Source organism: Kitasatospora sp. NPDC004799 (assembly GCF_040609095.1).
Lineage (GTDB): Bacteria > Actinomycetota > Actinomycetes > Streptomycetales > Streptomycetaceae > Kitasatospora.
Genome location: NZ_JBEXJK010000236.1, coordinates 1 through 13,037, shown reverse-complemented (window position 1 = coordinate 13,037; position 13,037 = coordinate 1). Strand labels below are relative to the sequence as shown.

General features: G+C 73.2%; 10 protein-coding genes. 7 read left to right on the top strand and 3 right to left on the bottom strand.

From position 1 onward, the window contains the following. Positions 1–495 precede the first annotated feature (495 nt). Positions 496–945 (top strand): PTS glucose transporter subunit IIA, encoded by a 450-nt coding sequence (locus ABZW03_RS26105; RefSeq protein WP_355262955.1) that lies wholly within the window; start codon positions 496–498, stop codon positions 943–945. A gap of 97 nt (positions 946–1,042) precedes the next feature. Continuing rightward, a complete protein-coding gene (gene ptsP, locus ABZW03_RS26100) occupies positions 1,043–2,713 on the top strand; it encodes a phosphoenolpyruvate--protein phosphotransferase (protein ID WP_355262953.1) in 1,671 nt (556 codons plus the stop codon). 66 nt (positions 2,714–2,779) lie between these two features. Here the strand turns inward: ptsP and ABZW03_RS26095 are convergent, their stop codons facing one another. The 3 genes from ABZW03_RS26095 to ABZW03_RS26085 all read right to left on the bottom strand — a co-directional run bounded on the left by ABZW03_RS26095 (position 2,780) and on the right by ABZW03_RS26085 (position 6,470). After that, positions 2,780–4,816, bottom strand: coding sequence for an acetoacetate--CoA ligase (locus ABZW03_RS26095; RefSeq protein ID WP_355262950.1), 2,037 nt, complete (start codon positions 4,814–4,816; stop codon positions 2,780–2,782). 130 nt (positions 4,817–4,946) lie between these two features. Next, positions 4,947–5,513, bottom strand: a complete 567-nt coding sequence (locus tag ABZW03_RS26090) for an NUDIX domain-containing protein (RefSeq protein WP_355262947.1) — start codon at positions 5,511–5,513, stop codon at positions 4,947–4,949. A 51-nt stretch (positions 5,514–5,564) separates the two neighbouring features. Further along, positions 5,565–6,470 carry an NUDIX domain-containing protein gene (locus ABZW03_RS26085; RefSeq protein ID WP_355262944.1) on the bottom strand — a complete coding sequence of 302 codons (906 nt, stop codon included), beginning with the start codon at positions 6,468–6,470 and terminating at the stop codon, positions 5,565–5,567. Between the two features lie 168 nt (positions 6,471–6,638). Between ABZW03_RS26085 and mmuM the strand changes: the two genes are divergently transcribed. The 5 genes from mmuM to ABZW03_RS26060 all read left to right on the top strand — a co-directional run bounded on the left by mmuM (position 6,639) and on the right by ABZW03_RS26060 (position 12,995). Continuing rightward, entirely contained in the window at positions 6,639–7,583 is a 945-nt protein-coding gene (gene mmuM, locus ABZW03_RS26080; protein ID WP_355262942.1) for a homocysteine S-methyltransferase, read from the top strand. A gap of 238 nt (positions 7,584–7,821) precedes the next feature. Continuing rightward, positions 7,822–8,586 (top strand): IclR family transcriptional regulator, encoded by a 765-nt coding sequence (locus ABZW03_RS26075; protein ID WP_355262939.1) that lies wholly within the window; start codon positions 7,822–7,824, stop codon positions 8,584–8,586. A gap of 324 nt (positions 8,587–8,910) precedes the next feature. Then, positions 8,911–9,630, top strand: coding sequence for an MIP/aquaporin family protein (locus tag ABZW03_RS26070; RefSeq protein WP_355262936.1), 720 nt, complete (start codon positions 8,911–8,913; stop codon positions 9,628–9,630). Positions 9,631–9,729: 99 nt separating this feature from the next. After that, a complete protein-coding gene (glpK, locus tag ABZW03_RS26065; protein ID WP_355262933.1) occupies positions 9,730–11,250 on the top strand; it encodes a glycerol kinase GlpK in 1,521 nt (506 codons plus the stop codon). Between the two features lie 152 nt (positions 11,251–11,402). Beyond that, positions 11,403–12,995, top strand: coding sequence for a glycerol-3-phosphate dehydrogenase/oxidase (locus ABZW03_RS26060; RefSeq protein WP_355262930.1), 1,593 nt, complete (start codon positions 11,403–11,405; stop codon positions 12,993–12,995). Positions 12,996–13,037 lie beyond the last annotated feature (42 nt).

Below are 13,037 nucleotides of genomic sequence, written 5' to 3'. Positions count from 1 at the left end.
ACTTTTGGCACGCTGTTGAGTTCTCAAGGAACGGACGCTTCCTTCGGACCGCCTTCCAGCAGGCCCTCCGGGCTTCGTTCTTTCGTGTTTCCAGCCTACCAGACGATTTCCGCTCCGTTTACCGGGGCTTTTCACGTCTGAAATCTGGCGTTAACCGCGGAGTCGCGGCGACTCGACCCACCATAGCCGGTCGGCAGCCGGAGCGCGAATCGGGGCGCACCGGGTGTCCTCCGGACGGCGGCATGATTTGTTGCTCTCGCGAGCATATACAGCAATGGTCCCGATTCGCCAAGATGCCTGTAGAGTGCGGCACATCGGCAAGAGGACTAGACCACTCGCGGGCCGGTGATTCGCCGGCCGGCCAGGTAGGCAAGGGCGGGCTCTTCGCCCGAGAATGTCAGCAGATGTCCAAAGTTGACATGATTTAGGCTTCAGTTGATCGTCGTGCCGCTCCTCGCGGCCGCTCGCTGTACTGCGCACTTGGGAGGCACAACCATGACCACTGTGACGTCGCCGCTGACCGGCAAGATCGTGGGGCTCGCGGGCGTGCCCGACCCGGTGTTCTCGGGTGCGATGGTCGGCCCGGGCACCGCGATCGACCCCGTTCGCGAGCAGACCACGGCGGTCGCCCCGGTGGACGGCGTCGTCGTCTCCATGCACCCGCACGCGTTCGTCGTCGTGGACTCCGAGGGCCACGGTGTGCTGACCCACCTCGGGATCGACACCGTCCAGCTCAACGGCGAGGGCTTCGAGCTGCTCGTCCACAAGGGCGACACGGTGACCCGCGGTCAGGCCGTCATCAAGTGGGACCCGGCCGCCGTCGAGGCCGCGGGCAAGTCGCCGATCTCGCCGATCGTGGCGCTGGAGGCCACCGCCGACTCGCTCGGCGGCCTGCGGGAGGACGGCGACGCCAAGGCGGGCGAGCAGCTCTTCAGCTGGAGCTGACCCCTTTCCTTCCGACACCCGCCCCGGACGAGATGACGGGGCGGCCCCCACACAGCGGTTCCCGGCGGGGCCGCTCATCTCAGCGGAGACAGGTGACATGGAGAAGACGCTGCGCGGCGTGGGCGTGAGCCACGGGGTCGCGATCGGCCAGGTGCGGCACATGGGGACGGCGGTGCTGGAGCCCCCGGCCACCCAGATCCCGGCCGAGGACGCCCCGCGCGAGCAGGCGCGCGCCCAGGCCGCCGTCGAGGCGGTCGCCGCCGATCTCGTCGCGCGCGGCAACCTCGCGGGCGGTGAGGCCCAGGCCGTGCTGGAGGCCCAGGCGCTGATGGCGCAGGACCCGGAGCTGATGGCCGACGTGTCCCGCCGGATCGCCGTCGGCAGCAGTGCCGAGCGCGGCGTCTACGACGCGTTCGCGGCCTACCGGGCGCTGCTCGCCTCCGCCGGGGAGTACCTGGCCGGGCGGGTCGCCGACCTGGACGACGTGCGCAACCGGATCGTGGCCCGGCTGCTCGGCGTGCCGATGCCGGGCGTGCCGGACAGCGACGAGCCGTACGTGCTGTTCGCGCGGGACCTCGCGCCGGCGGACACCGCCCTGCTCGACCCGACCCTGGTGCTCGGCTTCGTGACCGAGGAGGGCGGGCCGACCAGCCACAGCGCCATCCTGGCCCGGGCGCTGGGCGTGCCGGCCGTCGTGGCGCTGCCGGGGGCGACCGACGTCGCCGAGGGCACCGTCGTCGCGGTGGACGGCAGCTCCGGCGACGTCCTGCTGGAGCCGTCCCAGGAGAAGCAGGACGAGCTGCGGGCGGCCGCCGCCGAGCGCAAGGCCGCGCTGGCCGCCTCCTCCGGCCCGGGGCAGACCTCGGACGGGCACCGGGTGCCGCTGCTGGCCAACGTGGGCGGCCCGGCCGACGTGCCGGCCGCGCTGGAGAACGGCGCCGAGGGCGTCGGCCTGTTCCGCACCGAGTTCCTGTTCCTGGACGACTCGGCGAAGGCGCCCAGCGCGGAGAAGCAGGTCGAGGCGTACCGCAAGGTGCTGGAGGCCTTCCCCGAGGGCCGGGTCGTGGTCCGGGTGCTGGACGCCGGCGCCGACAAGCCGCTGGACTTCCTGACCCCGGCCGACGAGCCGAACCCGGCGCTGGGCGTGCGCGGTCTGCGCACCCTGCTCGAGCACCCCGAGGTGCTGCGGACCCAGCTCGAGGCGCTGGCCAAGGCGGCCGAGGGCCTGCCGGTGCACCTCGAGGTGATGGCCCCGATGGTGGCCGACCGCAAGGACGCCCGGGACTTCGCCACCGCCTGCCGGGAGGCCGGGCTGGACGCCAAGTTCGGTGCGATGGTGGAGATCCCGTCCGCCGCGCTGCGCGCCCGGGCGATCCTCGAGGAGGTCGAGTTCCTGTCGCTGGGGACCAACGACCTCGCGCAGTACACCTTCGCGGCCGACCGTCAGGTGGGTGCGCTGGCCCGGCTCCAGGACCCGTGGCAGCCGGCCCTGCTGGACCTGGTCGCCTCGGCGGCCGACGCCGCGCGGGTGAGCGGAAAGAGCTGCGGCGTCTGCGGCGAGGCGGCCTCCGACCCGCTGCTGGCCGTGGTGCTGACCGGTCTGGGCGTCACCAGCCTCTCGATGGGCGCGGCCTCGATCCCGTACGTGCGGAGCACGCTCGCCAAGTACACGCTGGCGCAGTGCCGCCGGGCGGCCGAGGCGGCCCGGGCCGCGGACAGCGCCGAGGAGGCGCGCGCCGCGGCGCAGCAGGTGCTTTCCGGCGAGTAGGACGGACGCAGGAACCCGAAGGGGCGGCTCCCACCATCGCGGTGGGGGCCGCCCCTTCCGCGTCGGTCAGGCCTGGCGGTCGAGGCGGAGCTGCTCGAAGAAGCGCAGGTGCTCGATGCGGTCGACGGAGCCGGGGTTGACGGCCTGCTCCAGCGGGGTGCCGGAGAGGATGCGCTTGACCGGGACCTCGATCCGCTTGCCGGTGAGGGTGTGCGGGAGGCCGCGGACGGCGATGACCTCGTCGGGCACGTGGCGCGGGGAGAGCTCGGTGCGCAGCGAGGTGCGGATCCGGCCGATCAGGTCGTCGTTCAGCTCCGCGCCGGGGGCGAGGACGACGAACAGCGGCATCCAGTAGCCGCCGTCGGGCTCCTCCAGGCCGATGACCAGGGACTCGGCGATCTCGGGGAGGCGTTCGACGACCTCGTAGATGTCCGAGGAGCCCATCCGGACGCCCTGGCGGTTGAGGGTGGAGTCGGAGCGGCCGTGGATGACGACGGTGCCCCGGGAGGTGACGGTGATCCAGTCGCCGTGGCGCCAGACGCCGGGGTACATGTCGAAGTAGCTGTCGTGGTACCGGGTGCCCTCGGGGTCGTTCCAGAAGCGGGTGGGCATCGACGGGATGGGCTTGGTGACGACCAGTTCGCCGACGGCGTCGGTGAGCGGCTTGCCCTGGACGTCCCAGGACTCGACGGCGGCGCCGAGGCAGGGGGCCTGGATCTCGCCGAGGTGCACCGGGAGGGTGGGGACGCCGCCGACGAAGCAGGAGCAGACGTCGGTGCCGCCGCTGACGGACGCGAGCCAGACGTCCTCCTTGACCTCGTCGTAGATCCAGCGGAAGCCGTCGGGCGGGAGCGGGGAGCCGGTGGTGCCGATGCAGCGCACGGCGGAGAGGTCGAGGTCGCGGCCGGGGTGGAGGTCGGCCTTGCGGCTGGCGATCACGTACGCGGCGGAGGTGCCGAGGACGGTGGCGCCGGTACGGGCGGCGACCGACCAGAGGGCGCCGGTGTCGGGGTGGCCGGGGCTGCCGTCGTAGGTGACGATCGTGGACCCGACGAGGAGGCCGGCCAGCAGGAAGTTCCACATCATCCAGCCGGTGGAGGTGTACCAGAGGAAGCGGTCCTGCGGGCCGAGGTCGAGGTGGAGGCCGGCCTGCTTGAGGTGTTCGAGCAGGATGCCGCCCTGGCTCTGGACGATGGCCTTGGGCAGGCCGGTGGTGCCGGAGGAGTAGAGGACCCAGAGCGGGTGGTCGAAGGGGACCGGCTCGAAGACCGGCTCGACCTCGTCGGCGACCAGGTCGTCCCAGGTCAGGGCGCCCTCGGGGGCGGGGGTGCCGAGCAGCGGGACGTGCACGACGGTGTGCAGGCCGGGCAGCTCGCGGCGGAGTTCGGCGACGACCTCGGTGCGGTCGTGGTCCTTGCCGCCGTAGTGGTAGCCGTCGACGGCGAAGAGGACGGCGGGTTCGATCTGCTGGAGGCGGTCGAGGACGCTGCGGGCGCCGAAGTCGGGGGCGCAGCTGGTCCAGACCGCGCCGACGGCGGCGGTGGCGAGCAGGGCGACGGCGGCCTGCGGGACGTTGGGCAGGTAGGCGCTGACCCGGTCGCCGGGGCGGACGCCGCGGGCGCGCAGGGCGGCGGCGAGGGAGCCGACCTGGCGGCGGAGCTCGGACCAGGTGAGGACGACCGGCTGGTCGGTGGTCTCGTCGAGGTGGAGGATCGCGGGGCGGTCGGCGTTGGCGCCCTTCTCCCCATTGGGGCCGGTCTCCGCGGCGCGCAGGGCGTGCTCGGCGTAGTTGAGGCGGGCGCCGGGGAACCAGCGGGCGCCGGGCATGGCCGAGTCGGCGAGGACGGCCTCGGGTGCCTGGGAGAAGCGGACGCCGAACCACTGGGTGACCGCGGTCCAGAACCGGTCGAGGTCCTCGGTGGACCAGGCGTGCAGGTCGGCGTAGCGCTGGGCGGCCTGCTGGTCGTCGGCGGCCGGGGCGAGCGGGGCGGCCGGGGCGCCGTGGTGTTCGGCGGCCCAGGCCTGGAAGGCCACCAGGGTGGTGGCGGCGGCGCGAGCGGGGTGGGGGCGCCAGAGCGGCTGGTCCTGCGGTGGGGTGCTCACGGTGGTGGTCTCCCGGCCGGTGGTGGGGACGGGAGGGCTCGTGGCAGACCCGTCCGGTTGGGCTGTCGGTGCAGACCATGCCATGTGATCGCCCGCCGCGCCAGGGTCGGCCGAGGGCCGGGCCGGGAGGTCAGCGGGGGGTGAACTCGCCGCTGAACCAGCGGCGCAGGACGCCGTTGTGGAAGTCCCAGACCAGCGCGGTCTCGGCGGTGGCGAGCAGCCAGCCGTCGGTCTCGTCGGTGGGCCGCGAGGGCGGGAGGTCGGCGAGCGGGCGGGCCGGGAGCAGCCCGCAGAGCATGACGAAGCGGCCGTTGGGGTCGGAGGCGGTGTGGATCAGGGTGACGTCGGCCGGGTCGGCGGCGATGCCGGTCTCCTCGTGCAGTTCCCGCACGCAGGCCTGCTGCCAGCTCTCGCCGTAGTCCATGTAGCCGCCGGGGAAGGCGAGTTCGCCGTAGCCGGGCTCGATGGTGCGGCGGATGACGACCAGGGCGGGGTCGGCGTCGGGGCGGGTGACGGGCAGGACGGTGACCGCGACGGGCAGCGGGTTGCGGTAGCTGATCTCGGCGCAGCCGGGGCAGGTGCGCGGCCACAGCCGGGTACCGGGCGGGTACGGCGTGCCGCAGAAGTGGCAGTGCGAGAACGGCCGGTGGGCGGCCTGGGGCGCTCGGTCGGTGGTCGTCGCTTCGTCAGTGGTCATGGCCGGATGGTAGCCCGGTGCGTCGACGGTGGTGCCGCGCGCGGCGGAACCTCAGGGGGCCTCGGTGTCGGCGGCCGTGCCGTCGCGGGTGGGGCGCAGCAGCGCGGGGTGCAGCAGGCGGGCGTCGCCGGCGTGGTAGGTGCGGGCGCGGGGGCCGCCGCGGGCGCCGCCGCGCTCGGTGGTGGTGCCGGTGCTCTCGACGAAGCCGGGCACGGACAGCACCTTGCGGTGGAAGTTGCCGGGGTGGAGCTTCTCGTCCCAGACCGCCTCGTAGACGGCGCGGAGGTCGGGGATGGTGAAGTCGTACGGCAGGAAGGCGGTGGCCAGCGGGCTGTACTCGAGCTTGGCGCGCACCCGGTCGAGGCCGTCGGAGAGGATGCGGGCGTGGTCGAAGGCCAGCGTGAGCGGGCTGGTGCCGGCGCGCCCGTCGACGCCACCCCCGTGGGTGTCGGCGGGCGCACCGGCGGCTCGGGACCGGCCGCAGGGCCGGAGGTCCAGGTCGGAGACGGGGTGCCAGGCGGCGGCCGCGGCGTCCGTCCCGGCCTGGGGGTCGGGCAGGTCTGGGGCGAAGGCGAGGTAGGCGACGGAGACCACGTGCATCCGCGGGTCCCGCTCGGGGGTGCCGTAGGTGCCGAGCTGTTCGAGGTGGAGGCGGCAGAGCCTGGTCTCGGCCTCGGCGGCGCTCAGCAGGCCCGTCTCCTCGGCGAGCTCGCGGGCGGCGGCCTCGTCCAGGCCCTCCTCGCCGGCCCGCAGGAAGCCGCCGGGCAGCGCCCAGCAGCCCTGGTAGGGCGGGCCGCCGCGCTCGACGAGCAGGACGTGGAGGCTGCCGTGGCGCAAGGTCAGGGCGACCACGTCCACGGTGACGGCGATCGGGGCGTAGGCGCGCGGGTCGTACGCGGCGAGCCACTCCTGCTCGGCGCCGGGCCCGGTGGGGGCGGGCTGGTCGTCCGTCGCCATCGCCGGGCTCCTCTCCGTGCTCTCCGCCGCAGGGCCTGCCTGCCGGTCCGTTCTTCTCGGGCTGAGCACAACGTAGCGATTGCGTTCCCCTGCGGCAAATGCTTTTCCCGCTCGGTCGGGGCCCGCCCCTCTAGGCTGTGACCAGGAACTCTTCCAGAGGAGACCGACATGCCCACTGCTCCCCCGCCGGACTTCGCCGCCGCGCTGGCCGCCGGCCCGCTGGTGCTCGACGGTGGGATGTCGAACCAGTTGGCGGCGGCCGGGTACGACCTCTCGGACGAGCTGTGGTCGGCGCGCCTGCTGGCGGACGACCCGCAGGCGGTGGCGGAGGCGCACCGGGCGTACTTCGCGGCGGGCGCGGACGTCGCGATAACCGCGAGCTACCAGGCGAGTTTCGAGGGCTTCGCGCGCCGTGGGGTCGGCCGGGCGCAGGCCGCGCGGCTGCTGGCGAGCAGCGTGGAGCTGGCCCGGGAGGCGGCGCGGCCGGAGCCGGGCGGGCGGCGGCGCTGGGTGGCGGCCTCGGTCGGCCCGTACGGGGCGGTGCTGGCGGACGGTTCGGAGTACCGGGGCCGGTACGGGCTGAGCGTCGCGGAGCTGGCGGACTTCCACCGGCCGCGGCTGGAGGTGCTGGCGGCGACCCGGCCGGACGTACTGGCGCTGGAGACGGTGCCGGACGCGGACGAGGCGCGGGCGCTGCTGGGGCTGGTGCGCGGGCTGGGGGTGCCGGCCTGGCTGTCGTACAGCATCGAGGGCGACCGGACCAGGGCGGGGCAGCCGCTGGCGGAGGCCTTCGCGCTGGCCGCCGACGTGGACGAGGTGGTCGCGGTGGGCGTCAACTGCTGTACGCCGCAGGACGCGGACCGGGCGGTGGCGGTGGCCGCCGAGGTGACCGGGAAGCCGGTGGTGGTGTACCCGAACAGCGGGGAGAGCTGGGACGCCGCCCGCCGGGGCTGGCGCGGCGAGCCGACCTTCCGCTCGGCCCGGGTGGGCGGCTGGCTCGCGGACGGGGCGCGGCTGGTGGGCGGCTGCTGCCGGGTGGGGACGGACGGGATCGCGGCGCTGGCGGCGGAGGTGGCGGTGCTGCGGACACAGCGGGCGGGGGCGGTGGGCTGACGGCTACCGGCCGGCGGCCGGCGGCCCGGACGCCGCGTGACGGACCCGGACGCCGTGCGGCCGCCGCGGCGTCGTGCGCGCACGCCGCGGCCCGGACCGCGCGCCGCGCGGCAGGTGAACAGCGGGCGGAGGGCGGGTTACCCGGGGGGAAGGTGCACGGAGTCCGCGCGGCCTGGCAGACTCGTCCCGTCATCACTGCGGTCGACAATGTCGACCGCCTGTCAGCGCGGAGGTTCCCATGCCCGGCCCGATCCAGTCGCTTTCCCGGGCCGCCGCGATCATGCGCCTGCTGGCCGGCGGCGAGCGCCGGCTGGGCCTTTCCGAGGTCGCGACCTCGCTGGAGCTCGCCAAGGGCACCGCGCACGGCATCCTGCGCACGCTGCAGCAGGAGGGGTTCGTCGAGCAGGATCCGGAGACCGGGAAGTACCAGCTGGGCGCCGAACTGCTGCGGCTGGGACAGAGCTACCTGGACGTGCACGAGCTGCGGGCGCGGGCGCTGGTGTGGGCGGACGACCTGGCCCGGGCGTCCGGCGAGACGGTCTACCTGGGCGTGCTGCACCAGCGGGGCGTGCTGATCGTGCACCACGTGTTCCGGCCGGACGACACCCGGCAGGTGCTGGAGGTGGGCTCGATGCAGCCGCTGCACAGCACCGCGCTGGGCAAGGTACTGGTGGCCTACGACCCGGTCGCACGCGGGGAGTTGGGCGACGGACCGTACGAGTCGTACACCGTGCGGACGCTCACCGAGGCGGCCGACGTGGACGCCGAGTGCGCGCTGATCCGGGAGCGCGGCTGGGCGGACTCGATCGAGGAGACCTGGGAGGGCGTGGCCTCGATCGGCGCGCTGATCCAGGACCGGCGGCGCAACCCGGTCGGGGCGGTGTGCATCAGCGGCGCCGTCGAGCGGGTCTGCGAGGACGGGTTCGTGAAGCCCTCGCTGGTGGCCTCGGTGCGCAGCGCGGCGCGGGCGATCTCCCGCGACCTGGGTGCCGGGCGGTTCTGAGCACGTCCACGGGCGGCCCGCGGCGGGCCGCCGATTCGTCACGCTGAGGCGCGGACGGGCGGAGGCCTGTCCGCGCCTCTGGCGTTTTGTCCCGTTTCGGGACGCTCCGCTCGGTAACGTCGACGGACCCGCCGAGGCCAGGGTCACAGCTGCGTAACCCTGCCTTGACGTGGGGGCGACCTGGGGAGGAAGCTTCCGCATGACGGTCGACATTGTCGAACGATGGCCGGAGAGATCACTCCCACAGTGCGCTCACCCGCACAGTGATCGACCGGCCGCCTGCCCCCACCCCACCCTCCGGGCCATATGGACAAGGGAGTCTTTGTGTCCGCGTTCTCCAACGGCGACGTCTTCGTCGGCGAAACCCTCGGCACCGCCGCCCTGATACTTCTCGGCGGTGGCGTCTGCGCCGCCGTGACCCTCAAGAAGTCGAAGGCCGTCAACGCCGGCTGGCTGGCGATCACCTTCGGCTGGGGATTCGCGGTCCTCATCGCCGCCTACATGTCGGCTCCGAAGTCCGGTGCCCACCTGAACCCGGCCGTCACCATCGCGCTCGCGGTCAAGAGCGGCGAGTGGAGCCAGGTGCCGCTCTACCTCGGTTCCCAGCTGCTCGGCGCGATCATCGGCGCCGTACTGGTCTGGGCCACCTACCTGGGCCAGTTCAACGCCAACGAGGAGCCCACCCTCGGCATCTTCTCGACCGGCCCCGAGATCCGGAACCCGATCCAGAACGTGATCACCGAGGTCATCGGCACCTTCGTGCTCTGCTTCGCGATCCTCACCATCGGCACCAACTCCGGCCTCTCGCAGTCCGGCACCGGCACCCTGATGGTCGCCTTCACCGTCGTCGGCATCGGCCTCTCGCTGGGCGGCCCGACCGGCTACGCGATCAACCCGGCCCGTGACCTCGGCCCGCGCATCGCCCACTCGTTCCTGCCGATCCCGAACAAGGGCGGCTCCGACTGGTCGTACGCCTGGATCCCGGTCGTCGGCCCGGTCCTGGGCGGCCTCGCGGCCGGCGGCGTCTACAACGCCATCTTCTAAAGGACGGGTTCGACCCCGCCACACACGGGGACTGACCGAACACGCGTGTCAGGCCCACCCACCCCGTCATCCCCCCGAACCCGAGCCGAGGACCCTCCCATGACCTCCACCGGTAACTACATCGCCGCGATCGACCAGGGCACCACCTCCAGCCGCTGCATCATCTTCGGCGCCGACGGCCGGATCGTCGCCGTCGACCAGCAGGAGCACCGGCAGATCTTCCCCCAGCCCGGCTACGTCGAGCACGACGCCGCCGAGATCTGGACCCGGGTGCAGTCGGTCGTCCGCGGCGCGCTGGAGAAGGCCGGCCTGACCAAGGACGACATCCGCGCGATCGGCATCACCAACCAGCGCGAGACCACCGTCCTGTGGGACCGGCACACCGGCGAGCCGGTGCACAACGCGCTGGTGTGGCAGGACACCCGCACCGAGGCGCTCTGCCGCGAGCTGGGCCGCAACGTCGGCCAGGACCGCTTCCGCCGCGAGACCGGCCTCCCGCTGGCCAGCTACTTCGCCGGCCCGAAGATCCGCTGGCTGCTGGACAACGTCGAGGGCCTGCGCGAGCGCGCCGAGGCCGGCGACATCCTGTTCGGCACCATGGACACCTGGGTGATCTGGAACCTCACCGGCGGTGTCAACGGCGGCAAGCACGTCACGGACGTCACCAACGCCAGCCGCACCATGCTGATGAACCTCAAGTCCCTGCAGTGGGACGAGAGCATCGCCGAGTCGATGGGCGTGCCGATGGCCGTCCTGCCGGAGATCCGCTCCTCCGCCGAGGTGTACGGCGAGGCCGTCGGCGACCTGGCGGGCGTCCCGGTCGCCTCCGCGCTCGGCGACCAGCAGGCCGCGCTGTTCGGCCAGACCTGCTTCGACGAGGGCGAGGCCAAGTCCACCTACGGCACCGGCACCTTCCTGCTGCTGAACACCGGCGAGAAGATCGTCAACTCGTACCACGGCCTGCTGACCACGGTCGGCTACCGGATCGGCGACCAGGCCCCGGTGTACGCCCTGGAAGGCTCGATCGCCGTCACCGGCTCGCTCGTCCAGTGGCTGCGCGACCAGCTCGGCATCATCTCCACCGCCGCCGAGATCGAGACCCTCGCCAACACCGTCGAGGACAACGGCGGCGCCTACTTCGTCCCGGCCTTCTCCGGCCTGTTCGCCCCGTACTGGCGCTCCGACGCCCGCGGTGTGATCGCCGGCCTGACCCGGTACGTCACCAAGGGCCACCTGGCCCGGGCCGTCCTGGAGGCCACCGCCTGGCAGACCCGCGAGGTCGTCGACGCCATGCAGAAGGACTCCGGGGTCGAGCTCACCGCCCTCAAGGTCGACGGCGGCATGACCAGCAACAACCTGCTCATGCAGAACATCGCCGACGTCCTGAACGCCCCGGTCGAGCGCCCGTACGTGGCCGAGACCACCGCCCTCGGCGCCGCCTACGCGGCCGGACTCGCCGTCGGCTTCTGGAACGACCTCGACACCCTGCGGGCCAACTGGCACCGCGCCGCCGAGTGGACCCCGCGCATGGACGAGGACACCCGGGAGCGTGAGTACAAGAAGTGGCTCAAGGCCGTGGAGCGCACCATGGGCTGGGTGGAGGAAGAAGAGAACAACTGACCGACGAGCCGGTCGGGGCCCCGAGCCCCGACCGGCTGGTTCCGTTTCACACCGGCCCGCCGCACCGGGCCGACCGGCCTCTCCCGCAGAGGCCGCACCGCACACGAGAGGAGTAACGGCGCCGCCCGACCCGCGCGCCGTACACAACCACCATGGCAACCATCCCGACCCTGGGCGCCGAGCGCACCGCCGGCCACACCGCCTCCCGCGCCGAGACCCGCGAACTGCTCGGCAAGGCCACCTACGACCTGCTGGTGATCGGGGGCGGCATCCTCGGCACGGCCGTCGCCTGGACCGCGTCCCAGGCCGGCCTGAAGGTCGCCATGGTCGACGCCGGCGACTTCGCCGGTGCCACCTCCAGCGCCTCCTCCAAGCTCGTCCACGGCGGTCTGCGCTACCTGCAGACCGGCGCGGTCAAGCTGGTCGCGGAGAACCACAAGGAGCGCCGCGCGCTCTCCACCGACGTGGCCCCGCACCTGGTCAACCCGCTGACCTTCTTCGTGCCGGTCTACAAGGGCGGCCCGCACGGCGCCGCCAAGCTCGGCGCCGGCGTCTTCCTGTACTCGGCGCTGTCCGCCTTCCGCGACGGCATGGGCCGGGTCTCCACCGCCGCGCACGCCGCCCAGCAGGTGCCCGCGCTGCGCACCGAGGGCCTGCGCTCGGTGGCCGTCTACGGCGACCACCAGATGAACGACTCGCGCGTCGCCGTGATGACCGTGCGCGCCGCGGTCGACGCCGGCGCCGTGGTCCTCAACCACGCCGAGGTCACCGGCCTGCGCTTCACCGGCGGCCGGGTCACCGGTGCCGAGCTGAAGGACCGCCTGGACGGCACCGAGTTCGGCGTCGACGCCCGCCTGGTGCTCAACGCCACCGGCCCGTGGGTGGATCACCTGCGCAAGATGGAGGACGCCGGCGCCGCGCCGTCGATCCGCCTCTCCAAGGGCGCCCACGTGGTCGTCAAGCGCCGCTCGCCGTGGCGCGCCGCGCTGACCATCCCGATCGACAAGTACCGCGTCTCCTTCGCCATCCCGTGGGAGGACCACGTCCTGCTCGGCACCACCGACGAGGAGTACACCGGCGACCCGAAGGACGTCCGGGCCACCGAGGCGGACATCGACCAGATCATGGGCGAGGCCGCGCACGCGATCCGCGACGAGCACCTCGACCGCGACCTGATCACCTACTCCTTCGCCGGCCTGCGGGTGCTGCCGGGCGGGCCGGGCGACACCGCCGCCGCCAAGCGCGAGACGGTCGTCACCGAGGGCCGCGGCGGCATGCTGTCGGTCTCCGGCGGCAAGTGGACCACCTACCGGCACATCGGCCGCACCGTGCTGGAGAAGCTGGCCCACGTGCCCGGCACCAGCCTCGGCGAGGACATGTCCCCGATCGCCCCGACCGTCCCGCTGCCGGGCGTCGGCGCGCCGAACGCGGTGGCGCACCGCCTGCTGATCGACCGCGAGCCGGGCTCGCGGATGGAGCCGCTGGTGGCCAAGCACCTGGCCAGCCACTACGGCACCCTGTCCTTCGACATCGCCCGCATGATCGACGAGAACCCGGAGCTCGGCCGGCCGATCCACGAGGACGGCCCGGACGTCTGGGCGCAGGTCGCGTACGCGGCGGACAACGAGTGGGCCTACACCACGGACGACGTGCTGCGCCGCCGCACCACGATGACCGTGCGCGGGCTGGACACGCCGGAGATCCGGGCCGAGGTCGAGGCCTTCCTCGCCGAGCGGGCCAAGTAACGGCGTACGTACCACCGAAGCGGGCGGGCGTCCGGGGTCTCC